Annotated in this window: 11 protein-coding genes, 2 tRNA genes and 3 rRNA genes; 7 read left to right on the top strand and 9 right to left on the bottom strand. The window is 41.4% G+C overall.

Annotated elements, in window-relative coordinates; genetic code table 11:
- Positions 1 to 15: 15 nt before the first annotated feature.
- Together CGC57_RS04820 and CGC57_RS04825 are read left to right on the top strand one after the other, a co-directional pair.
- Positions 16 to 840 carry a helix-turn-helix domain-containing protein gene (locus CGC57_RS04820; protein WP_095898193.1) on the top strand — a complete coding sequence of 275 codons (825 nt, stop codon included), beginning with the start codon at positions 16 to 18 and terminating at the stop codon, positions 838 to 840.
- 144 nt (positions 841 to 984) lie between these two features.
- Positions 985 to 1,617 carry a DUF417 family protein gene (locus CGC57_RS04825; RefSeq protein WP_095899461.1) on the top strand — a complete coding sequence of 211 codons (633 nt, stop codon included), beginning with the start codon at positions 985 to 987 and terminating at the stop codon, positions 1,615 to 1,617.
- A gap of 117 nt (positions 1,618 to 1,734) precedes the next feature.
- On the opposite strand, the gene CGC57_RS04830 is transcribed toward CGC57_RS04825, so the two are convergent.
- A complete protein-coding gene (locus CGC57_RS04830) occupies positions 1,735 to 4,035 on the bottom strand; it encodes an inorganic phosphate transporter (RefSeq protein ID WP_095898194.1) in 2,301 nt (766 codons plus the stop codon).
- A 340-nt stretch (positions 4,036 to 4,375) separates the two neighbouring features.
- Here CGC57_RS04830 and CGC57_RS04835 point away from each other — a divergent pair, with 340 nt between their 5' ends.
- The 4 genes from CGC57_RS04835 to CGC57_RS04860 all read left to right on the top strand — a co-directional run bounded on the left by CGC57_RS04835 (position 4,376) and on the right by CGC57_RS04860 (position 11,371).
- Positions 4,376 to 5,593, top strand: coding sequence for a hypothetical protein (locus tag CGC57_RS04835; protein WP_095898195.1), 1,218 nt, complete (start codon positions 4,376 to 4,378; stop codon positions 5,591 to 5,593).
- A gap of 567 nt (positions 5,594 to 6,160) precedes the next feature.
- On the top strand, positions 6,161 to 9,448 hold the full coding sequence (locus tag CGC57_RS04850) for an Ig-like domain-containing protein (protein ID WP_095898198.1): 3,288 nt from the start codon (positions 6,161 to 6,163) through the stop codon (positions 9,446 to 9,448).
- Between the two features lie 9 nt (positions 9,449 to 9,457).
- On the top strand, positions 9,458 to 10,864 hold the full coding sequence (locus tag CGC57_RS04855) for a PorP/SprF family type IX secretion system membrane protein (protein WP_095898199.1): 1,407 nt from the start codon (positions 9,458 to 9,460) through the stop codon (positions 10,862 to 10,864).
- A gap of 81 nt (positions 10,865 to 10,945) precedes the next feature.
- A complete protein-coding gene (locus CGC57_RS04860; RefSeq protein ID WP_095898200.1) occupies positions 10,946 to 11,371 on the top strand; it encodes a septal ring lytic transglycosylase RlpA family protein in 426 nt (141 codons plus the stop codon).
- Positions 11,372 to 11,450: 79 nt separating this feature from the next.
- On the opposite strand, the gene rrf is transcribed toward CGC57_RS04860, so the two are convergent.
- The 5 genes from rrf to CGC57_RS04885 all read right to left on the bottom strand — a co-directional run bounded on the left by rrf (position 11,451) and on the right by CGC57_RS04885 (position 16,560).
- Positions 11,451 to 11,560, bottom strand: a 5S ribosomal RNA gene (rrf, locus tag CGC57_RS04865).
- A 180-nt stretch (positions 11,561 to 11,740) separates the two neighbouring features.
- Positions 11,741 to 14,584, bottom strand: a 23S ribosomal RNA gene (locus CGC57_RS04870).
- Positions 14,585 to 14,738: 154 nt separating this feature from the next.
- Positions 14,739 to 14,812 (bottom strand) — tRNA-Ala (locus CGC57_RS04875).
- Between the two features lie 88 nt (positions 14,813 to 14,900).
- Positions 14,901 to 14,974 (bottom strand) — tRNA-Ile (locus tag CGC57_RS04880).
- 70 nt (positions 14,975 to 15,044) lie between these two features.
- Positions 15,045 to 16,560, bottom strand: a 16S ribosomal RNA gene (locus CGC57_RS04885).
- Together the 16S, 23S and 5S rRNA genes with 2 tRNA genes alongside form the textbook arrangement of a ribosomal RNA operon.
- Positions 16,561 to 17,076: 516 nt before the next feature.
- On the opposite strand from CGC57_RS04885, the gene CGC57_RS04890 reads away from it, so the two are divergent.
- The gene (locus CGC57_RS04890; RefSeq protein ID WP_095898201.1) at positions 17,077 to 18,000 is read left to right on the top strand and encodes an alpha/beta hydrolase; all 924 of its coding nucleotides are present in this window, start codon (positions 17,077 to 17,079) and stop codon (positions 17,998 to 18,000) included.
- A gap of 198 nt (positions 18,001 to 18,198) precedes the next feature.
- On the opposite strand, the gene CGC57_RS04895 is transcribed toward CGC57_RS04890, so the two are convergent.
- From CGC57_RS04895 to mnmG, 3 genes are all read right to left on the bottom strand, one after another.
- A complete protein-coding gene (locus tag CGC57_RS04895; RefSeq protein WP_095898202.1) occupies positions 18,199 to 19,539 on the bottom strand; it encodes a DUF4374 domain-containing protein in 1,341 nt (446 codons plus the stop codon).
- A 45-nt stretch (positions 19,540 to 19,584) separates the two neighbouring features.
- On the bottom strand, positions 19,585 to 21,723 hold the full coding sequence (locus CGC57_RS04900) for a TonB-dependent receptor (RefSeq protein WP_095898203.1): 2,139 nt from the start codon (positions 21,721 to 21,723) through the stop codon (positions 19,585 to 19,587).
- A 76-nt stretch (positions 21,724 to 21,799) separates the two neighbouring features.
- Positions 21,800 to 23,671: a tRNA uridine-5-carboxymethylaminomethyl(34) synthesis enzyme MnmG gene (gene mnmG / locus CGC57_RS04905; RefSeq protein WP_095898204.1), complete on the bottom strand. Its 1,872-nt coding sequence runs from the start codon at positions 23,669 to 23,671 to the stop codon at positions 21,800 to 21,802.
- Positions 23,672 to 23,809: the final 138 nt, after the last annotated feature.

Genomic DNA, 23,809 nt, shown 5'->3' on the forward strand with positions numbered 1-23,809 from the left:
ACAATTAGGTGAAAAATGACCTTATTTGTTGAACATATCAATTTGCAACAATTCTCCACACCCACAAGTGTGGAGAATTATTGTATATTTATGTTTGAAGGCTCAGGAGTCTTTACAGTAGATGCTACCCCGTATACTTATAAGGGTTACACCTTGCTTTTCCTCTCTCCTTTTCAGCACTTTCAGTGGCAAGAAGCAAGCATTACAACTGCCGAACTTTTGCAATTTCACGGTGATTTCTATTGTATAGAATACCACAAAAAAGAAGTTGCTTGCAATGGTTTCCTCTTCAATGCCCTGTTTTTGCAACCTCATATCAGTGTGGCAGAAGCTACTTTTGTAGAAGTTAAAAATCTATTTAGAAATATAACTGCTGAACTTATAGAGAACAATCCTTTTTCAGAAGCCGTACTGCGGTCTTATCTTCAGCTTATTTTGGCGCTTTCCAGCAAGGAAAAAAGCCTCTTACTCACCGATGCTCCTCCTCAAACCGAACACACTCTCGCAACCGACTTCCAAGAGCTTTTAGAAAAACACTTCCTTAGTGAGCGCAACCTCTCTTTCTATGCCGAGGCGCTCTCCCTCACCCCTGATGCTTTTAGCAAGAAGCTGAAAAAACTCATCGGGAAAACACCTACCAAACTCCTCCAAGAGCGATTGGTGTTAGAAGCCAAAAAGCAACTGCACCTCACTCATAAGTCTATCAAAGAAATAGCCTTCGATTTGAATTTTGAAGATGAGTTCTATTTCAGTAGATTCTTCAAAAAAAATGTAGGACTCTCACCTAAACACTTCCGCGAAAGTGTAGGTATTTCTATAGTTGCCAATGAAGCAGACTAAAATGTCTATGTAATCACCTTTTTTATCCATTTGCATTTGCCAAAAAAGCCGTAATTTTGCGCCCTGAAAGAACACCCTATCCCCCAAGGGAAAAATCTGTAAAAATATATGGGGATTTTATTTAACAAAAACAATTTTAACAGTATGCAGAAATTATTATCATTTTTAGCAGGAAGCGAACGTAGTTTCGTGAATTTTATTAGAGTTGCTATCTTCATCGTAATGGCGTGGATAGGTGGCTTAAAAGTATGTCAGTACGAAGCCGATGGCATTGTACCTTTCGTGACTAACAGTCCGTTTATGAGTTTTTTCTATGCTAATTCAGGTAAAACCGCCATTGATGAGAACGGTGTTACAGGTGAAGCTAACAAAGGTAAAGAAGTAGCTCAATACAAATTGCACAAAAACCCCGAAGGTAAAATGGTGAAAGCCAATATCGAGTGGCATAAAGAGAACAACACTTATATTTTCTCTTATGGTTTAGGTGCTTTTATATGCTTGATAGGGTTACTTACCCTTTTGGGTATTTGGTCACCTAAAATTGGGGTAGTAGGAGGATTGCTTACTTTTGGAATGAGCATCGTTACCCTTTCTTTCCTCATCACTACACCAGAAGTGTATGTACCTAATTTAGGTGGTGATATGCCTACTCCAGCTTATGGTTTCCCTTACTTATCAGGAGCTGGACGCTTGGTATTGAAAGACATTATAATGTCGGCAGGTGGTTTGATCGCTGCTTCCGAAGCTGCAAGAAGAATTTTAGCAGCTAAGAAATAAGATATTAGTAATAAAAAAATAGGCAACTAAGAAATTTCTTAGTTGCCTATTTTTTTATGATATTACATACACTTTGTCAAAGTCCAAGGACTTTGGCAAAGTATACTGATTTTCCTCTTATCTCTTATCTCTTACCTCTTGTTGAAGATTGATAAGGTTTATTTTCTTCTTCTTATTTTGCTGTTTTTGGTACTCGTCAAACTGCATTAGCAAGTTGTTGTTAGCACGGATAAGCGCATTGGTTTCTAGCAAGATACTAAAGTATAGCTTCGTGGTTTTATGACTGGTTTCAGTAGTGCGAATACGGTCGATTTGTTTTTGTACCATTTTTGATACTTCGTTTTTCAACACTTTGCAATCTTCAAAAATGATATGCAACTTGTTATAGTCTGAGCCTTTAAATATTTCAGCTTCTGCCTTAAACACCTCTTCCATCTTGTCCGAAATGTATTTCAAATCCCTCAGCTGGTTGAACTTAAGGTTCTTGTGATTGTTGTTCACGTGCTCGTAGCTGTTGAGGGTAATAGCGGTGAGACACTGCGCCATATCCTGCAAGCAATCCAAAATGAGTATATAGAACTTACTTGACGCTACCGAACTCTCATTCAGCGATTTGATAAAGTAATACACATTACCTTTCAGCTCGTCGAGTTCTTTTTCTAACTTTTTAGCGTTTTTCTTGTTTTTGGTAAGTTTAGCGAGGTCTTGCGTGCCTAGGTTTTTCACCACTTTGCTATAAAGCTCATCAATGCGGAAAATCGTTTCAGATACGTAGTTAGAACTTTCTTTGATTACCCCGCCAATGGTCGCCAAATCAGCGCGTTCAAAGCGTTTGCCTTGCGCTTTGGCTTTCTGTTTATTGCGATAAATCACAGCATTGCGGATGAGTACAAAGCCCACTACCATAATCATCACGATAAGTCCAATCACACTGCCGTAGTACAATATTCCTGAAACTATAAAAGCTCCAATGAAAGCCACGATAGCTGTTAGGAACCAACCGCCAATGACGTTTAGCACCCCTGCCACGCGGTACACAGCACTATCGCGCCCCCAAGCTCTATCGGCGAGTGAGGAACCCATTGCCACCATAAAGGTTACATAAGTAGTAGAGAGCGGCAATTTGAATGAAGTACCAACTGCAATCAAACTACTCGATACCACAAGGTTAATCGCAGCGCGCACAAGGTCAAAAGCGGGGAGGTCTTCTTCTTTTACATTAGGGTCGGGTTCTGGTTTTTCAAAACGACTGTCTATTTTCCTACTGAGCGATTTAGGCATTACAAACTCCACTGCATTGGCGCAAATCACGGTAATACGCACCAAAAAACGCGACAAGAAGTTAGACGAGAATTTCTCTTCACCGCCCTCACTTTGGCGTGAGAGGTTCACCCCTGTATCAATCACATGGCGTGCTTTTTTGGAAAACCAAAGGGTGAGAATCATCACAAAGCCTGTGAACAATAACAAGAAGGTAGGGGTAGTGATTTCTCCGTCGGCTAAAGCCCCCATAAGCAAACCATTGTGTGCTGCCCCCGAGTTATGCCATATATCATACGACTGATAAGCAGCTACCGGCACCCCAATAAAGTTCACCAAGTCGTTACCCGCAAAAGCCATCGCCAAAGCAAAAGTACCACTGAGGATAATCACGCTAAAGATATTCACTTTCATACGGATAAGTACTTGTGAGAGCACCGAAAAGAAAATAAAACAGCCAATGAGCAGAAGAATGATATTAGCATCTATCCACGCAATGGCTTCTTTAGGAATGAAAGCAACGTCTTTGAGTCCTTTAAAAATAATAAAGTAGGAAAGACCTGTGAGCGACAAGCCGCCAAATACCCCTCCTACATATTTTACATTGTTTTGATATTTAAAACTGAACACCAATCGGGCTAAGTATTGCACAATGGTACCCACTGTAAAGGCAATAGCTACCGAAGTAAAAATACCCATAATAATCTTGCGAGCCTCGGATGTATTGATGTAGTCGAAAGCGGAGAGCAATGGTTGGCCACTTGTAAAGGTTTTGATAGTCGCTACACACATTGCAGCCCCCAAAAGCTCGAAAACTATAGATACAGTAGTAGAGGTGGGCAATCCTATAGAGTTGAAGAGGTCAAAAAGAAGAATATCGGCAAGAATAACCGACATAAAGATAATCATTACCTCATCAAAATAGAAGAGTTGGGGGTTAAAAATCCCTTTGCGGGCAATTTCCATCATTCCACTCGAGAAAACAGCACCGATGGCTACCCCCACACTCGCAACTATCATAATCGTGCGAATAGTTGCCACTTTAGAGCCTACGGCCGAATTGAGAAAGTTCGCTGCGTCGTTGCTTACCCCCACTACTAAGTCTATGATAGCGAGCACTAAGAACACGAACAGCATAAAAATGTAAACCTGTTCCATAACACTTATACTGGTTTGAGGGCACAAAGGTACTATATAATTTGCTAATTTGCTAATTTGCTGATTAGAAAATTTAAAAATCAGAAAATTAGTAACACCCATTTTCTCTTTCTCTACACCTACTCACTTCAGGTCTCTCAATCTTAAACAAATGTTAAATATTATCTCTGATAAAAGTAATATTTTCACACCATTTATTCTCACAACTTTTTGTAAAACAAAATATTATTACTCGCAAAAACAACTGTCACCGCATAGCTTGCTAAAATTTTTTCACACTCACACTTGTATAGTATTTTTCTTTTTTGTACTTTTGTCCAATAACTAAAAAAAAGAAACAATGAAAAAATTTTTAACTATTTTGGCAATTATTGCCCTCACTCTTGCAAGTTGTAGCAAAGATAAAGAAAATTGTAATTGCAATAATGACAATGGTAATAATGGTGGCACTAAAACCCCTACAGCTACTATCAAACCTAACCAAATAATGTTAGGTTTTCCTAAAGACTTTAAGAAATTCAATATTACTGAATTTATCCCTGCAAACTACTCCTTTTACTACGATGTTGATAGGGGAGTTGGTCCTATCATTAATGACCCTAATCTATTAGAGCAGAACAATAAAGTGTTAAATGCTTTTTTTGAGAAATATAACATTGTAAATAGTGATGGTTTTGAAATTACTCACTCTGATGGTGGAGTCCCTTTTGCAAACAAAGAACATCAAAAAGAAGCAACACAAATACCTTATAAAATTAAGCCTATTTATTTTTATGACAATCCTCCACTCCCTCCTATTAACCCTAATAGTGTTTTTGGGTTAGATGAAAAGGAAAATATTGTTGTATTTTATAACCTTGATGATACTGCTTTAGATATTTTAAAAGGAGGTGAGTTTAGACTCAAGGCATTAAAATTTTATAAATTTGCTACTAAAGAGGCTTATAAAGAATATGTGAATATGCTTAGAAGTATTTATGTTGATGATTATGAAAAATATCATTTTTATGACTTACCTGTAAAGCCTCTACCTCTTATTTATTGTGGTAGTGTTTTCAAATTATCTTGGGTAGGAGGAGATTCAGCCCTTCCTTCATTTATTCCTAAAACCATTGATAACGAAAAAGTTAGAAAAAAATTAGCAAAATCATCAATTGCTCTTCCTTTTAGTTACTACAATACAGGAAAAACTATGGAGTCTTTGAATCATCAATATAAAAACGCTTTTGAAGGAAAGTATCGTTTTGAAATTTATTACAAGTATATGTATACTGATGATCAAGACTATGCGATGGAACCTTTTAATCTTTTTCACCGTGGCACAGGTGATCATTTTTTAAGCATTCGTATAGGAGGTTCAAGAATTAGTAATTATATTGATTTGCTAGAGTTAATCATTAAACCTATACCTGAACATAAAGCTATTGCTTTTTATGAACTTGGTCGTTTAGAGGCTTTTCTATTATTTCCTAATGATGAGTCATACAATGAGTATATGGCTATGCTAAAAGATATTTTTAACACTCCAGAAGCACAAGAAAGTATCTTCTTGAATTAAAGTATCTTCTTGAATTTTTAAATAGTATAGCTATTAATAAATCTAAAAAAACTTTGGCAAATCCTCAACTTTGCCAAAGTTTTTTGTATTTGGTTCAAAACTCTATGAGCATTTACTATTATTCATCCCCACTACTGCACAAGTTTGTAGCTTGCACTTCTGAGATTTTTTGAGATTTCCCAAGATTCTCGGAGATTTTCTCACCGCTCTCACCGCTCTCACCACTCCCGCAACTGTCCCCTTTTCCGGCTTGTCCCCCTTCGGGATTGTCGGCAATTGCCGAGTAAGTGAGTCGGGGGCTATCCCACCTCTCCCCGTGCGGCTCGCACTTCTTAAACAAATGTTAAATATTATCTCTGGTAAAAGTAATATTTTCACACCTTTTACACTCACAACTTTTTGTAAAACAAAATATTATTGCTTGAAAAAACAACTGTCACCGCATAGCTTGCTAAAATTTTTTCACACTTACACTTGTATAGTATTTTTCTTTTTTGTACTTTTGTGCGATTTATGGTGCTTTGTAGGCACTTTTTTTATAGCAATGTTTTTTAATTTTTAGATGAAATGAAAGTAAAAAGTTTTTTTAAATACCTTGCCTTGTTGCTCTTTCTCTTCTCTGGAGCACAGGAGTTGTATGCTCAAACACAAGGTAGATTACTCTCTGCAAGACGGCAATTTGGTGATGCTTGTGTCTCTCCTTCCAATAATGGTAAATGGAGAGTACATTTCTATTGGAGTCCCCCCTTTCCTAATCCAGATAACAAGTTCTATGTAGAATTATCCGATGCTAATGGGAATTTCAACAGTCCTACAGTCTTAAAAGTAATAAATACTAGACCTAATATCACTGCCTATGAGAGAAGTAATATAAATGACACCTCACTTGATTTTTCTTTACCTACTAATCTCAATGATTCAAACTTCAAAATTCGAGTGCGAAGCACCAATCCTGCTTCTGAAATAATTGCTGTAGATAAAGAAAATCGTGCTAATACTCAAGCATTCAAAATAGCTTGGATGCCAATTATTACACCTATATTTGTATCCCCTCAAAATGTAGCTCTTTGCCCTGGACACACTCAAGAATTAAAAGTAGTAAGCCTTCCTAATGGTGAGCCAGTGGGTAACTATCGTTATGTATGGGGTAAAATAAATAATAGTAATAATCGCATTCCAATCCAAAGAAATGCAGGTCCTACTTTCACAGTCTCCGAAGCAGGTACTTATTATGCTGGTATAGAATTTTCTGGAATTTGTGATAATAAGTCTTATTCTCAAAATATAGAAGTAACAGTCTCTGGTAGTCAGTCGGTTAACCTTTCTTCTTCTGCTACTGAGGTATGCGAAAGTGAGCCTTTTACCCTTACTGCTACTCCTGCCAATCCCTCTGCTAAGTTCATTTGGTATCGCGATAATACCAAAATAGCTGAAACTGATGGCGTGAATACCTATACAGTTCCCGCTGGACAAAACCTCGCTGGTAACTACTATGTGCAAGTGGGGAGTGGTGGCAGTTGCGATGTGCAATCTAATCGCGTTACTATCAAACGAAAAGACAATATCACTGCCTCTATAAGCTCCGATGGTGGCACAGTGTTAATGCCTGGTAAAACTCGCGTTTTCACAGTGAGCACCACCGCCCAAAGTCCGCAATACAAATGGTTTAAGGATGGGGTAGAAATCACAGGGCAAACAGGCGCTACCTATACTGCCAATGCTGCTGGTACCTATAAAGCCGAAGTTACACAAACTGCTGGCTGTGCCGCTACTATTACTACCAACGAAATAACCCTTAAAGCTCCTGATAGCTTTAAAGTTACTATCAAAACTAAAACCGCTTTCCAACCTTGTACTACGAATGCCGTTACTTTAGCAATTGATAAAATTGTTGCTGTAGCAGGAGGTACTGAACTCACCGTAGATTCTTCCGATTATAGCACTTTCTCCTTTCAATGGCAAGCCAATCTCTCTGGTACTTATCAAGATTTAGCAGGGAAAACCCAAAGCGAATTGTCTTTAAGTAGTGCCACAGAAAATGGTAAATACAAACTCAAAGTAACGGCTACTGGCTTTACTATCCCCGATTCTAACGAATTAGACATCCGTTTGCAAGATAGTGATGCGCTAAAAATTAACAACGGCAACAACTCATTGGAGTTCTGCGATGGCGTTGTAACCCTCACTGTCACTACAGGAGCTTCTCCTTCAGCTAACTATACTTGGTTTAAGGACAATGTGAAAGTAGCAGAAGGTGTAGGTAAAACCGAATATGCTGCCGAGGGTTCTGGTGTATACTACGCTACAGTAGGCTCAAGCTCTGGCGGCTGTCCTGCAACTTCTAACTCGGTAGTGGTAAAGAAAACCACTATCACAGCGCGTTGGGCTGAAGATATCAACACCCGTGAAATTTACTATCACGGCAAAACAAACGTGTTACAAGTATCACACAATATGACTACGCCTACTATCGAGTGGAGCAAAAATGGCGCTGTAATCCCTGGCGAAACAGGTACCCAACTCACCATTTCATCGGCTCCTACATCGGTAGATATCTATACCGTAAAACTCACCGATAACGGCAATTGTGGTACAGTAAAAACCCTCGACCCTGTGTATTTCGAAACTATCGCCGATATCACAGAAGTGAAAGTGGGTACACTTGCTATCTCATCTACCGATTGCGAAACTCGCTCACAAACTACCCTTGAGGTACAAAAAATAAAAGTAAAACTCAGCAGTAGCGGACAAGAAGTGGAAGTGAAACGCGCCGACTATCGTTATTTCAATTTCCAATGGTCAAAAGATGGTAACGATATCTTAGGCGAAACTCGCCACCAATTAGTAGTATTGCGCGCTGGCAACTCCGAGTCGGCTAAATATAGCGTAAAAGTTACTTATAATACAAGTATTATCAAAACTTCAACCGAACGCGCTATTGCCTTTACTCCTATCCCCGATTTTCAAATCTCATCAGCCGATGGCGCCAAAGGAACTGTTTACCTTTGCCAAGGAGGTTCGGTAACTCTCACAGTTTCCGCCGATAGTTTTGACCCCAATGCTACCCTCGCCGATAGCTTTTCGTACAAATGGTACAAAGTAACCAGTGCTAACTATACGAACGACACAGCTTTGGGTAGTGAAGCTCCTACCGCAAAAGTAGATGCCATTGGCGAATACTATTTAGAAATCAACAATGGTGGTTGCCCTAAACGCGCTCATATAAAAGTAGAAAACTACCGCTTAGGGCTCTTTGAACTTGGCTTTAAAGGAAGCGACAACAATAGTGCTGTTACAAAAATAAAACAATACCAATCGCCTAGAATTAAAATAAGTGCTCAAGTAGGTGAACACATCGTAGTGCTTAAAAAAACAAATACCGACGATGAAATAGAAATAGCTGGAGGTAACTTTGTATGGGTGAAAGACGATGGCACTGAAAAATATGGCACATCACTTGATATCACCTCCGAAGATATGGCAGGTAGCTACACGCTAAAAGAAATATCGTGCCCTGCTATAGGCGAAAACGCTATAAGTTTTGAGTTGGATATCTACAAAGTAGATGTAGTACCGAATATTGTAACCCCTAATGGCGACCATTTCAACGACACTTGGGAAATCCCAGCTAAATACACTAGCCCCAACGTGAAAGTAACCATTTATACAGTTGAAGGTAAAGAAGAATATTCAGGCACTAATTATAAAAATCAGTGGCCTTCATCAAATTCTAGTGCTTTCAAAGATCTTGGCAAACGCGCTCTCATCTATATTTATACTATAAAAGGTGAATACACTGAAAATGGAGAGAGAAAAAGTGTTGATTTGAAAGGAACAATTACCATACTAAAATAAGAACGAACAATGAAAATTAGAATACATATACTCATCATAGCGTTTGTGCTTGGTGCCTACTGGAGTTGGGCACAAGGCGATGGTAATTACTTGCCTTATGAAATGCCCGGACATACAGCCGTGAAGTACAACACCTACCTGATGCACCCTGCATTTCCTATATTTAGCAAAAACGAATCACAAATCACCTTCTTCCATCGCAACCAATGGATGGGCTTCAAAGATGATAAATTCAATACCTTTGGACTTTCGTATGGTAAAAAATGGGGCGGTGATGCAGGTAGAAAAAAAGATTACTACGACGGGAATAATATGGCTCACGGAATGATATTCAAGCGCAATGCGAGCTTCTTCTCAAATGTAGGCATTTTAGGAAACTATGTACACCAAGTAGAAATCTCAAGAGATAACTATTTGCGCTTAGGTTTGAACGTAGTGTTTGCCCGTAGCAGTATCGATAAAAGCAAAGTGCGTTCAAACGTACAAGACCCTCTTGTTGAGAATGCCAAAGCAACCAGTATCATCAACCTCCAACCAGGGGTAGATGTAAACTTTGGTTATTGGCACGTAGGGCTTACTGCCGAAAACCTTTTAGACTATTCTTTCTCAGCAGGTGAAATGGCAGTGCCTTTCAACGAAAAATCACTCACCGCTCACGTGATGTACCGCAAAGAATTACAGAGTACAAGCGACTTTTTGGAAGACGGATTCTTCAGCATAATGGCAAAGGGTAAAAGAACAAAAGATAACTTCCAATTTGGCGGAAACCTAATGCTCGATGTAAATATGGGCTGGGCGTATGCTGGTTACGACCAAAAATATGGCGTTTTTGGAGGAATAGGCTTCAATGTAAGCAACCATTTTAGCATTGGCTTTGGTTACGAACAAAGCATTGCCAACTATGTAGCTGAACAAGGCGGTAGTTATGATGTGGTAGTATCTTATCAATTTGGTGGCAAACATCATATCAAAAAACCACCAGTAGTAAAAGAGCCTCCTAAAAAAGACCCTCCAGTAGTAAAACCACCTGAACCTAAGGTAGTAACACCTACTGTTACAGTTACACAAACTCCTACACTTCCTCCAGCTCCTCCTAAACCTAAAACTCCTATGGATGACTTGAGCAGACGTATCAAAGTAGTTGAAGATGATATTGGTAATATTCCTCCAGGATACTATGTGATTGTTGGGGTATACAACAGCCCAGGGGGAGCTTACAGAATCACTAAAGAAATCAAACAGAAATTAGACCTTGATGTAGCTAGCTTCCTACACCCTAACAACAACTTTACCTACATCTATATAGATAAACCTTATGATACACGAGCAGAAGCAGGTGATAGGCTTATCAACTTGCTCCGCATTCCAGAGTTTAAAAACTCTAAAGCGTGGATATTAAAAGTAGGAAAACTATAAACAATTATAATTATAAAGACTGTTCAAAATGCAACTACAACTCTTTTTGAACAGTCTTTTATTTTAATAAAAGAAGACGATATGAAAAAACTTACTCTTTGTTTAATAGCAATTTTGGCTTTACAGTCCTGTGCTACTATGAATAACCAGCGTACTACCCGTGCGCATACAAAAAAAGCTGCCCCTAAGACAGCTAATGTAAAAACAGGCGTTTATAAAACGGATGTTACTGCAACCTATTATCACGATAAGTTTAACGGGAGAAAGACCGCTAGTGGGGCTGTATTTAGCAATAGCAAGCTAACCACGGCGCACCCTTCGTTACCTTTTGGAACCCAACTAAAGGTTACCAATCCCATAAATGGAAAATCGGTAGTAGTAACCGTCACTGATAGAGGTCCCTTTACTAAAGGTCGTGAACTTGATCTTACCAAGCGTGCCTTTATGGAAATCACCGATAACAAGAGCAAAGGTTTGCTACAAGTAAATATAGAAATCGTAGAATAAGGAGTTTTACTCCTTATTTTTTTTTGCATTATATAGATAATAAAAAAAGAGCAATTCTTTATCAGAATTGCTCTTTATAAGAAGGCGGCGACATACTCTCCCACGTGACCGTAGTACCATCTGCGCTAAAAGGTTTAACTGCTCTGTTCGGAATGGTAAGAGGTGAGACCTTTGACTATAACCACCTTAAATCTTTTAGTTGTCAGGGGTTAGGGATTAGGTTTCAGGGGAATCCCTGATGCCTATAACCTACGACCTGTAACCTTATTTTTTTAACATATAGGGATAAAAAACATATTTTTCAATTAACAATTGATAATTAATAATTAACAATTGTTGTGACTAACATTTTTGTTAAAAAGAATGCTGCGCGAAAAGTCTACGGGTGATTAGTATTACTCGGCTATGATGTTACCACCGTTACACCTGTAACCTATCAACGTGGTCATCTCCCACGACCCTTAAAAGAAATCTCATCTTGTGGCGGGTTTCGTACTTATATGCTTTCAGCACTTATCCCATCCGCACTTAGCTACTCTGCTATGCCCTTGGCAAGACAACAGATACACCAGAGGTGCGTCCAACTCGGTCCTCTCGTACTAGAGTCAGATCCACGCAAATTTCTAACGCCCACAGTAGATAGAGACCGAACTGTCTCACGACGTTCTGAACCCAGCTCGCGTGCCACTTTAATGGGCGAACAGCCCAACCCTTGGGACCTTCTCCAGCCCCAGGATGTGACGAGCCGACATCGAGGTGCCAAACCCCCCCGTCGATGTGAGCTCTTGGGGGAGATCAGCCTGTTATCCCCGGCGTACCTTTTATCCTTTGAGCGATGGCCCTTCCATACGGAACCACCGGATCACTATGCTCTACTTTCGTACCTGATCGACTTGTAGGTCTCTCAGTCAAGCTCCCTTATGCCATTGCACTCTACGCACGGTTACCAAGCGTGCTGAGGGAACCTTTAGAAGCCTCCGTTACTCTTTTGGAGGCGACCACCCCAGTCAAACTACCCTCCACGAATTGTCCCCTGCTCCTAGCAGGGTTAGACCTCAGATAAGCAAAGGGTGGTATTTCAACAATGACTCCACAACTACCGGAATAGCCGCTTCACAGTCTCCCACCTATCCTACGCATCACTTATCCAAGACCAATACGAAGATATAGTAAAGGTGCACAGGGTCTTTTCGTCCCACTGCGGGTAATCGGCATCTTCACCGATACTACAATTTCACCGAGCTCATGGCCGAGACAGTGTCCAAATCGTTACACCATTCGTGCAGGTCGGAACTTACCCGACAAGGAATTTCGCTACCTTAGGACCGTTATAGTTACGGCCGCCGTTTACTGGGGCTTCAATTCAAACCTTCGCTTACGCTAAGCTCTCCTCTTAACCTTCCAGCACCGGGCAGGTGTCAGACCCTATACCTCATCTTTCGATTTTGCAGAGTCCTGTGTTTTTGATAAACAGTCGCTTGGACCTTTTCACTGCGGCCTATCGCTAGATAGGCGACCTTTCTCCCGAAGTTACAGGTCTATTTTGCCTAGTTCCTTAGCCATGAATCTCTCGAGCGCCTTAGAATTCTCATCCCAATCACCTGTGTCGGTTTACGGTACGGGCATTAATCTTCGCTTTTCTTGGAAACGTTGTTGCCACACTCACATCAGCCGAAGCCTCAGTGTACTTTTGAAGTCATAACAACTCCTTAAACGTACTATTCCGTCAGTACGCGGTAGCTATCTCATTCCGTCACTTTTATCAGATTAATGGTACGGGAATATTAACCCGTTGTACATCCACTACCCCTACTCGGGTTCGCGTTAGTCCCCGACTAACCCTCAGCTGATTAGCATAGCTGAGGAAACCTTGATCTTTCGGCGGGCAGGTTTCTCGCCTGCCTTATCGTTACTTATGCCTACATTTTCTTTTCTATTAGGCTCCACTATGGCTCACGCCTTTAGCTTCAACGCCAATAGAATGCTCCCCTACCGGTATATTACTTATGTAATAACCCCATAGCTTCGGTAATATGCTTATGCCCGTTTATTATCCATGCCCAACCGCTCGACTAGTGAGCTGTTACGCACTCTTTAAATGTATGGCTGCTTCCAAGCCAACATCCTAGCTGTCAGTGCAGTCAGACCGCGTTTGGTCAACTTAGCATATATTTGGGGACCTTAGCTGATGGTCCGGGTTCTTTCCCTCTCGGATATGGACCTTAGCACCCATACCCTCACTGCTGATGAGTATTTAATAGCATTCGGAGTTTGTCAGGAATTGGTAGGCGATGAAACCCCCGCATCCAATCAGTAGCTCTACCTCTATTAAACTCACATCAACGCTGCACCTAAATGCATTTCGGGGAGTACGAGCTATTTCCCAGTTTGATTGGCCTTTCACCCCTACCCTCAGGTCATCCGAAGTCTTTTCAACGACAACCAGTTCGGTCCTCCACGCTGTGTTACCAGCGCTTCAACCTGCCCAAGGGTAGATCACCAGGTTTCGCGTCTACTACTACCAACTATTTGCGCCCTATTCAGACTCTCTTTCGATGCGGATTCGTATCTGAAATACTTATCCTCGCTGGTAACAGTAACTCGTAGGCTCATTATGCAAAAGGCACGCTGTCACAGCCGTAGCTGCTCCAACCGCTTGTAGGCGTATGGTTTCAGGGTCTATTTCACTCCGTTATTCACGGTTCTTTTCACCTTTCCCTCACGGTACTAGTTCACTATCGGTCTCTCAGGAGTATTTAGCCTTACCGGATGGTCCCGGTGGATTCAGTCAAGGTTCCACGTGCCCCGACCTACTCAGGATACCCATAAGATTTATAAAACTGTACCTATACGAGACTTTCACTCTCTATGGTGTGTCTTTCCAAACACTTCTAATCCAGCTTTACAACCTATATCTGGGTCCTACAACCCCCATATTGCCGTAACAATATGGGTTTGGGCTGTTCCCATTTCGCTCGCCACTACTTTGGGAATCACTTTTGTTTTCTTCTCCTCCGCCTACTTAGATGTTTCAGTTCAGCGGGTTTGCCCATCTTTACGATGTAGTACATCTTCAATGTACTGGGTTGCCCCATTCGGATATTTGCGTATCAACTCGTATGTGCCAATCCACGCAACTTTTCGCAGCTTATCACGTCCTTCTTCGCCTCTGAGAGCCTAGGCATCCCCCATACGCCCTTACATAACTTTTCGCGCTTGTAGTTTTATTCAATTAACAATTAACAATTATCAATTAAATAAATACCTCGTTCTCTTTGATTCTTTTTAATATTTTTCGTTAGATAATCAATATTCTATTATTGATCTCTTATGCTCTTTATCCCAATATGTCAATGTACTGTTGTTGTGGAGAATAAGGGATTCGAACCCTTGACCCCCTGCGTGCAAGGCAGGTGCTCTAGCCAGCTGAGCTAATTCCCCGTGCTTAATGACGAGTTACGAATTACGAATTACGATTTACGCTATTCGTCTCTCTTCAGCTTCTAGAATTTCCTTCTTTAGCTTATTGTAGTCCCAGGCAGACTCGAACTGCCGACCTCTACATTATCAGTGTAGCGCTCTAACCAGCTGAGCTATGAGACTGCTTATTTTTTGTTGTCAGCAAGATTTAAAGAATGAGTTAGTCCGATGTTCAATTATCGGTCGTCTCTAGAAAGGAGGTGTTCCAGCCGCACCTTCCGGTACGGCTACCTTGTTACGACTTAGCCCCAGTCACTAGTTTTACCCTAAACAGCTCCTCGCGGTGACCGTCTTCAGGTACCCCCAGCTTCCATGGCTTGACGGGCGGTGTGTACAAGGCCCGGGAACGTATTCACCGGATCATGGCTGATATCCGATTACTAGCGATTCCAGCTTCACGGAGTCGAGTTGCAGACTCCGATCCGAACTGTGACCGTCTTTATAGATTCGCTCCTGCTCGCGCAGTGGCTGCTCTCTGTAACGGCCATTGTAGCACGTGTGTAGCCCAAGATGTAAGGGCCGTGATGATTTGACGTCATCCCCACCTTCCTCACGGTTTGCACCGGCAGTCCCACTAGAGGGCTCGACTTGACTCGTTAGCAACTAATGGCAGGGGTTGCGCTCGTTATAGGACTTAACCTGACACCTCACGGCACGAGCTGACGACAACCATGCAGCACCTTGAAAACTGTCCGAAGAAGGAGGTATCTCTACCTCTGTCAGTCCCCATTTAAACCTTGGTAAGGTTCCTCGCGTATCATCGAATTAAACCACATGCTCCACCGCTTGTGCGGGCCCCCGTCAATTCCTTTGAGTTTCACACTTGCGTGCGTACTCCCCAGGTGGGATACTTATCACTTTCGCTTAGCCACTCAGATTGCTCCAAACAGCTAGTATCCATCGTTTACAGCGTGGACTACCAGGGTATCTAATCCTGTTCGCTCCCCACGCTTTCGTCCATCAGCGTCAATAAATTGTTAGTAATATGCCTTCGCTATCGGTGTTCTGTGTAATATCTAAGCATTTCACCGCTACACTACACATTCCAACTACTTCACAATCATTCAAGACTGACAGTTTCAAAGGCAGTTGCTTAGTTGAGCTAAGCGCTTTCACCTCTGACTTATCAGCCCGCCTACGGACCCTTTAAACCCAATGATTCCGGATAACGCTCGCATCCTCCGTATTACCGCGGCTGCTGGCACGGAGTTAGCCGATGCTTATTCGTAAGGTACCGTCATCAAAGTACTCGTACTCCTTATTCTTCCCTTACAAAAGCAGTTTACAATCCATAGGACCTTCATCCTGCACGCGGCATGGCTGGATCAGTCTTCCGACCATTGTCCAATATTCCTCACTGCTGCCTCCCGTAGGAGTCTGGTCCGTATCTCAGTACCAGTGTGGGGGACATCCCTCTCAGAACCCCTATCTATCGTCGCCTTGGGGAGCCGTTACCTCTCCAACTAGCTAATAGAACGCATACTCATCTTTCACCACCGTAGCTTTAATATAAAAACGATGCCGCTCTTATATACCATTAGGTATTAATCCAAATTTCTTCGGGCTATCCCTATGTGAAAGGCAGATTGTATACGCGTTACGCACCCGTGCGCCGGTTTTGGTTACCCGAAGGTAACCTCTCCCTCGACTTGCATGTGTTAGGCCTGCCGCTAGCGTTCATCCTGAGCCAGGATCAAACTCTTCATCGTTAAAATCTTTAATATCTTTAACCGACTTTTAAGTTATTGACTTCAGGTTTCACTCAATTCTTTAAATCTTTGTTTTGTGCTGTACAACATTATGTCAATGTACGTGTTGTTTCTTATTTTGAGACCGTGTTTTGTCTCATTTGCGGGTGCAAAGGTACGGCGTTTTTTTTATCCTGCAAATTTTTTCGCAACTTTTTTTGAAAGTTTTTTGTAGTTAGTTGAAAATGAGGGAAATATTTTTTTGATGAAAAACTCGAAGAGACTCGGAGAAACTCGGAGGGGTGCAAGCCGCACGGGCAGGGATGGGAGTTGTGGGAGGGATGGGAGCGGTGGGGGCAGTGGGAGTGATGAGAGCTGTGGGAGCTGTGGGAGCTGTGGGAGGGACTAGGAGAAACTCGGAGGGACTAGGAGAGGTGGGAGGGACTAGGAGGGGTGAATAATTGAGTAATTGATATTTTTTAATATCTTTGCACCTATTTATAATTAACAATTTACAATTATTTATATAAATCAATAATGAAAAGAGTTTTTATATTTTGGTTATTTGCTTGCTCTTTTGCTATAGGGCAGAATTCTATTTGTATAGGTGAACAATTATCGGTTTCTTCTAAAACATTAGGTGAAACACGCTCTATAAGTGTGTATTTGCCTGATTCATATTATGATTCTACCTTGAAAGCAACGGATTATCCAGTGGTGTATCTGCTGGATGGGGAGACAAATTTCAACTATTTTAGTACTTTAATGGAAAAACTGGCTCAGGGGATTCCTAATGTGCCTGAAATGATTGTCATTGGAATTGAAAACACTCAGCGTGAAAGGGATTTTGGGAGCGATGGCGATCGTTTTTGGCAATTTATGGCTGATGAACTTATTCCTTTGGTTAAAAAACAATATAGGTGTAGTGATTTTCGCATTTTAGTAGGTCACTCATTAAGTGGATTGGCGGTGGTTTCTGCTCTTAACAAACATACGGAGCTATTTAATGCTTATATTGCACACGACCCGAGTTTATGGTGGGGAAAAAACGATGGAGAACGGTTGTTCGAAGCGAATAAAGGAAAGGATTTTAAACATCGGATATTCTATTTATCATATTCGGGGAAGAAGGTGCGCAATAATGGTCGCAGTAGGCATCGTGAGGCGATAGAGTCGGTGCAGGCAATGGCTGCAAAGGGGGCTTTTAAGAATTTGGAGACTTATTTTGTTGAGTATCCCAACGAGAATCACGGTACGGTACAGGTAATAGGGAATATGGATTTGATGCGGAGGCTTTTTGCAGAAATGTTTATCGACCGCAATGATATTGAGAAAAATCCTGCGATTATCCAGCAACGGTATGAGGCACTTTCTAAAAGGTTGCATTATAAGTTTGTGCCGAGTGAGAAGTATTTGAGAAATACCGAGAAATGGCTGGAGAAAGTGAAACGTGAAAAGTAAAAATAGGAAAAAGGCTGTCCGAAAAGTTTTATTTATGTGGGCGTTTGCAAAACGCCTGTACATAACATACTTCAAAAATTATTGATAATCAGAGTAGTCAACTTTGCCAAAGGTACGAGCCGTACGGGCAAGAAAGTTTGGCAAAGTGTAATGACGCAAAAATGATCTTGAGACTTTTTGGACAGCCTCTTTATTTTATTATTTGAAGTGACCGATAGCGTTGATGAAAGAAGCTCCTTTTACAGTGAGACCTTTGGTGGCTACATTGGTAGCGGGATCAATCACATAAATAGCTGGGTCACCATTTTTTATATTTACTGGTAGATAGACTTTACCATTATAAACAGTAAGCTCTACGGGATTTGATGTCATATTGGCAAAATCAGAGAGAGCTGGCAGTCCTGTTACCCAGTTGAAGGATTTAGCTTCCATATCTACAATAGCAAAGCGGTTTACATCTACTACGTTGAGGGCAGCTTTTGAAGCATCATTAAAGAACTCAAGCAAGAACTTATTACCAGTGATATGCCATACACGACGGAAGATTCCGTTATCGGATACTGCTGAAATATCAAAGAAGTAAGAGCTATCAAAGTCGGTAGCTCCTTGTTTGATACGCAAAGCACCTGCAGGTTTTGTTGAAGCAACATCGGGGGTTTGAGGAGCTTTTACTTTAGGAGGATTCTTAGCAATTGCTCCTGAGAACACATATACATCGCCATTATCGGCTTTACCCATTTCTAACAAATATTGAGATTTGAAACGACCTGCACTATAGCTGAGCTTATCGCTTTTATAGCTACGTTTGAGGTTCAAGTCTTTATCGAGTACCCCTACATATACTACATCGGGATTGTGGATTTTACCAGTGCTTGAACCTTGAGCTACTTGCACATCTTTGTAATCAGAAACTATCATACCGCTGAAGAACTCACCGTTACCATTGTCTAAGATACCAGCAAACGACACGATTTCTTGAGTAGAAGAGGAGGTGTTCATCTCAGGAAGGAGATTTGCTGTATGGATAGTTTTGCTAAAAGCTTTGGTATAATTGTTGGCATTGCGGAAGTTGAAGGTTGCACCGTCCTTTTTGCCTTCGTATTCTTGTCCGCCTACTACAGTTATCCAATAATCACTGAAGAAACCAAAAGTAGTGGCACGTTCGGCTACGTCAAAATCAGTAAGATGTTTTACACCTTGAGCTGTTTTTTCGTAAGAAATACCGATACCAGCTCCTCTAAAGCCATAGGATAGACCTACTGCAGTGTTCTTGTTGAACTGCCAGAAATAGCCATTAGCTTCTTTGAATTGTTCTTGGTTAGCAGAAAGAGGGAGTTCCCCATTTTCTACGTTTTTAGCGACCAACAGATAACGAGTTCTATTTTGATCACCTCCTGCATCGATAAAGAAGTTAGCTCCTTCTGCAGAAGGAGGAGGAACTGGAGTATTATCGTCTTTTTTGCAAGACGTAAGGGCTACGAAGCTAACTAATGAGCCTACAAGTAGCGTTTTTTTGAATGTTTGAAAATTGATATACATATATTTATTTTTAGGTTTCAGGGGTCAGGGATTAGGTTTTAGGGGTTAGTAGAATCGGTAGGAGAGTTTGGCATAGAAAGCGCGACCGGCTTTTTGGAGGCTGTAGTTATCGTACAACAGCTCATCGGTGATATTTTTAGCTTCTACTGAAAGACTCAAACGCTTATTAGGGGTGTAGTAGGTAAGGCTCACATTGTGTGAAAGTTGGCGAGGGACTTTAATTTTTGTTCCTTCACTTTGCCACGAGGTAAAAAACTCTTCAGTGAAAAAGAGATTATAGTTTAGTGATAGTTTGTCGTGTTTAGCAATGAGGCTTCCTATATTACAAGTAGCATCGGCGTTGCCAAATAGATAGGGCATATTAGGCAAACGGTCGTTATAGATAGCCGAAGGGCGACCCGTTTCAGTAAATTCTTCTTTGTTGCGCAAGTTCATATAGGACAAGTTGCCACCTACTGAAAATACATCTTTATAGAAATAGCGCAAGGTAGCATCAACTCCCATATTGAGCACCTTACCGTGATTTCGACTTCCTGCAGAGCCTTTATTAGCTCCTGCACTGATAATACTTCTGATGATATAATCTTTAATATAACGATAGGCAAACCCTGCTTCTACTAAGAGAGAATGTGCTTTGAACGCAGGTTGATAAGAGAGATTAACATTCAGGTTGTTGCTGTTCTCGGGTTTGAGTTTATAGTTACCAATTTCTAAATCACCATCGCCAAAGAGTTCATTATCAGTAGGTAGACGGAAGCTCTTTTCGTAAGAAATTTTGGTTTGTAGTGTTTTTAACAGCTGATAAGTAGTCGCCCCACCATACCCCCAAGCCTGAGTGTGATGAGTTTCTTCTTCATATACAGCGCGACTTCCTTGACCGCTTATTATCACTGGACCTGTTACAGCTGTATTGTAATATTTACCGAAAGCTAATATATTCCAACGCTCGGAAGGGGTAAACTTGTAGGAGAATCCAGAAATATTTTTCTCATTGATGCGCCTCATAAAATCGGAATCGAGGGTATAGTTGGTAATGAGCATATTTTTGTTACGCCGAGTATAATTACTGAAGGTGTGTGTGAGTTGAAAAGAGTGTTTTTCATTGAGTTGATAGTCTAAGTGAGAAGTGATATAGCCGGTTTTACCTTCAAAAATAGTATTCTGAAGTTGCGACTCACCACGAGTAACCATTGGTTCATACTCACCTGTCCAGCTATAACGACGAGCTTCTTCATCTACATTCTGAGTGGTGGTAAAATCATAACGCCCTGTAAGGAAGAAAGAGAGACCGTTGAGGATATTCTTTTTCTCATATTCTACTGAAGATGAATAGTTATGAGATTTGCGGTACTTACCCCCGAATACTTTTTGCATTAGGTTGGCATTTTGGAGTTGTTTATCCTCTTGACTATAATTGAGGGCAAAAGAAAGTTTATCAGTCCATTTTTCATCGAAGATATTCACGCGACCTATGATAGCCTCGTTGTGATAACGGTCGTGAAAGCGTTTGAACCAACGTTTTTCTTTAGAGTAAGTACCTGTTTGGAGATCGAGATATTCAGTAAATACTTTATAGCTGTTATCGGAGTAATTTTGGTAAGCATTGAGTTCTACACTGATGTTATCGGTGAGGAATTGCCCGAGATTTAAGGTACTTTTATGGGTGTTGAAAGAACCAAAAGTATAGGACAGATTGCCGTAGCTGTATCGGCTTTTGCGCGTTACCACATTGATAGCGCCCCCAAGAGCGTCGGCACCAAAAGTAACAGGTACCACACCTTTGTAGATTTCGATACGTTCGATAAGTTCAGCGGGAATATTGTTAATGCGAAAAGAGGCATTCGCTTCGTTCATAGGTACCCCATCGATAAAGATACGCACATGACGACCGGTAAAACCATTGAGGTTGATATTCGCTTCTGCCCCTACCCCACCGGTTTCGCGCATTTTCACTCCCGATACACGGGCAAGCATATCGGCAGCATTGCTGTTGAGATTGCGGAGCTGTTGAGCTTCGATAGCAACCACGTTGTAAGCTGCTTTTTGCACTTGCTTGATAGGTGATTGCCCTGTGAGCACAACCTCACTGAGTTGTGTAACTTCTTCATCTACAGGTTGAGAGAAGAGTTGAGTTGCACAAAAAGAAGTGAGCAAAAGGATTATATATTTAGGTGATAAAAACATTATCGTATCTCTGTTTTTAGAATAACGGAGGCAAAGGTACGAAAATTATTTTGAATAATCCTAAATTAGCAATAATTTATCTTCCCATATATATCAATAGGATACTAATATCGGCGGGAGAAACACCACTGATACGAGAGGCTTGAGAAAGGGTTGCAGGGCGTATTTTCTTTAGTTTTTCACGTCCTTCGAAAGAGAGAGAAATGATTTTGTCGTAATCAAAATTATCGGGAATACGCACGCTCTCTAAACGGTTTAGTTTATCGGCATTATTGCGTTCTTTTTCTATATAACCTGCATATTTAACTTCTACTTCAGCACAAGTTTTTTCTTCTTCATTAAGGTCATTTTCCTTTATATAGCTTGCAATGCGTTCTATAGACTCGAAATCGGCGAGGGTTACATCGGGGCGTGAGAGTACTTTTTGGAGTTTATCACCTTGTTTCATTGGTGATGAATCGTACTTTTCGAGAATAGGATTCACTTCGTCGGGGGTAACGCTCAATTCTTTTATATAGGTAATGAACTCATTTACTTTGCGATTTTTGGTTTCCCAAGCGCGGTAACGCTCTTCACTTACCGTACCTATTTCATACCCCAGAGGAGTAAGGCGGCTATCGGCATTATCCTGACGGAGCAAAGTGCGGTATTCGGCACGTGAGGTGAACATACGATAAGGCTCTTCGGTACCTTTGGTGATAAGGTCGTCGATGAGTACACCTATATAAGCCTCGTCGCGTTTCAGCACAAAAGGCTCGCGTTCACGCACTTTTAGTACGGCGTTGATACCCGCCATCAGTCCTTGAGCGGCAGCCTCTTCATAGCCTGTAGTTCCATTGATTTGTCCGGCGAAGTATAAGTTTTCTATGAGTTTTGTTTCGAGTGTATGTTTGAGTTGGGTAGGTGGAAAATAGTCGTATTCAATTGCATAACCAGGGCGAAGGAATTTCACTTTCTCAAAGCCTGCTACCTGACTAAGGGCAGCATATTGCACTTCTTCTGGCAAAGAGGTTGAAAAACCATTGACATACATTTCAACTGTATGCCATCCTTCGGGTTCTACGAATATTTGGTGACGCTCTTTATCGGCAAAACGGTTGATTTTATCTTCGATAGAAGGACAATAGCGAGGTCCTACGCCGTGTATAATTCCTTGAAACATAGGCGAGCGGTCAAAACCCGTACGAAGGATATTGTGTACGCGCTCGCTGGTGTAGGTCATATAACAATCTTTTTGTACAGCAAGAGGTTGGGTTTCATAAGAAAAAGAGAATTTTTGAGGATGCTCATCACCTGGTTGTGGAATCATCTTGCTGAAATCGAGAGAGCGGGCATCTACACGCGGTGGTGTACCAGTTTTCATACGACCAGCTTCAAAACCGTGTTGTACGAGACACTCGGTAAGTCCGTGAGCAGCAGGTTCACCTACACGACCACCACCAAACTGTTTAAGCCCTATGTGCATCACCCCATTGAGGAAAGTACCATTGGTGAGCACCACACTTTTGGCTTTGATAGTAACCCCTAAAGAAGTGCGTACCCCCACTACCCTATCCTTTTCGATAAGCAGGTCGTTTACCATACCTTGGAAAAAATCAAGAGTAGGGAGGCTTTCCAACTGTAAGCGCCACGCTTCGGAAAAGCGCATACGATCGGACTGAGCGCGCGGACTCCACATTGCAGGTCCTTTGGACTGGTTGAGCATCTTAAATTGGATAGCCGTTTTATCGGTAATAATACCCATATAGCCACCCAGCGCATCGATTTCACGCACTATTTGTCCTTTGGCGATGCCCCCCACAGCGGGGTTGCAGCTCATTTGGGCTATATGTTGGAGGTTCATAGTAATAAGGAGGGTTTGTGCGCCCATATTGGCAGCAGCAGCAGCAGCTTCGGCACCTGCGTGCCCTCCGCCTACTACTATCACATCATATTCTGTTGTAAACATTTGTCGATTTGTTGATTTGTTGATTTTTTGATTTGTCAATTGGGTAATGGGAATGTTCTAAAAGTTTTATTGCTATGGGCGTTTGCAGCACATACCCAGCTATCGCTGGCTTTCCTACAACATACCTAAAAAAAAAGA

Origin of the sequence: Capnocytophaga sputigena (assembly GCF_002302495.1) — a bacterium.
GTDB classification, from domain to species: Bacteria; Bacteroidota; Bacteroidia; order Flavobacteriales; family Flavobacteriaceae; genus Capnocytophaga; species Capnocytophaga sputigena.

Bases quoted from the DNA above. Each gene is read 5' to 3' on its own strand.
- CGC57_RS04820 (WP_095898193.1), top strand. From the start codon at position 16: ATGACCTTATTTGTTGAACATATCAATTTGCAACAATTCTCCACACCC.
- CGC57_RS04825 (WP_095899461.1), top strand. From the start codon at position 985: ATGCAGAAATTATTATCATTTTTAGCAGGAAGCGAACGTAGTTTCGTG.
- CGC57_RS04830 (WP_095898194.1), bottom strand. From the start codon at position 4,035: ATGGAACAGGTTTACATTTTTATGCTGTTCGTGTTCTTAGTGCTCGCT.
- CGC57_RS04835 (WP_095898195.1), top strand. From the start codon at position 4,376: ATGAAAAAATTTTTAACTATTTTGGCAATTATTGCCCTCACTCTTGCA.
- CGC57_RS04850 (WP_095898198.1), top strand. From the start codon at position 6,161: ATGAAAGTAAAAAGTTTTTTTAAATACCTTGCCTTGTTGCTCTTTCTC.
- CGC57_RS04855 (WP_095898199.1), top strand. From the start codon at position 9,458: ATGAAAATTAGAATACATATACTCATCATAGCGTTTGTGCTTGGTGCC.
- CGC57_RS04860 (WP_095898200.1), top strand. From the start codon at position 10,946: ATGAAAAAACTTACTCTTTGTTTAATAGCAATTTTGGCTTTACAGTCC.
- CGC57_RS04890 (WP_095898201.1), top strand. From the start codon at position 17,077: ATGAAAAGAGTTTTTATATTTTGGTTATTTGCTTGCTCTTTTGCTATA.
- CGC57_RS04895 (WP_095898202.1), bottom strand. From the start codon at position 19,539: ATGTATATCAATTTTCAAACATTCAAAAAAACGCTACTTGTAGGCTCA.
- CGC57_RS04900 (WP_095898203.1), bottom strand. From the start codon at position 21,723: ATGTTTTTATCACCTAAATATATAATCCTTTTGCTCACTTCTTTTTGT.
- mnmG (WP_095898204.1), bottom strand. From the start codon at position 23,671: ATGTTTACAACAGAATATGATGTGATAGTAGTAGGCGGAGGGCACGCA.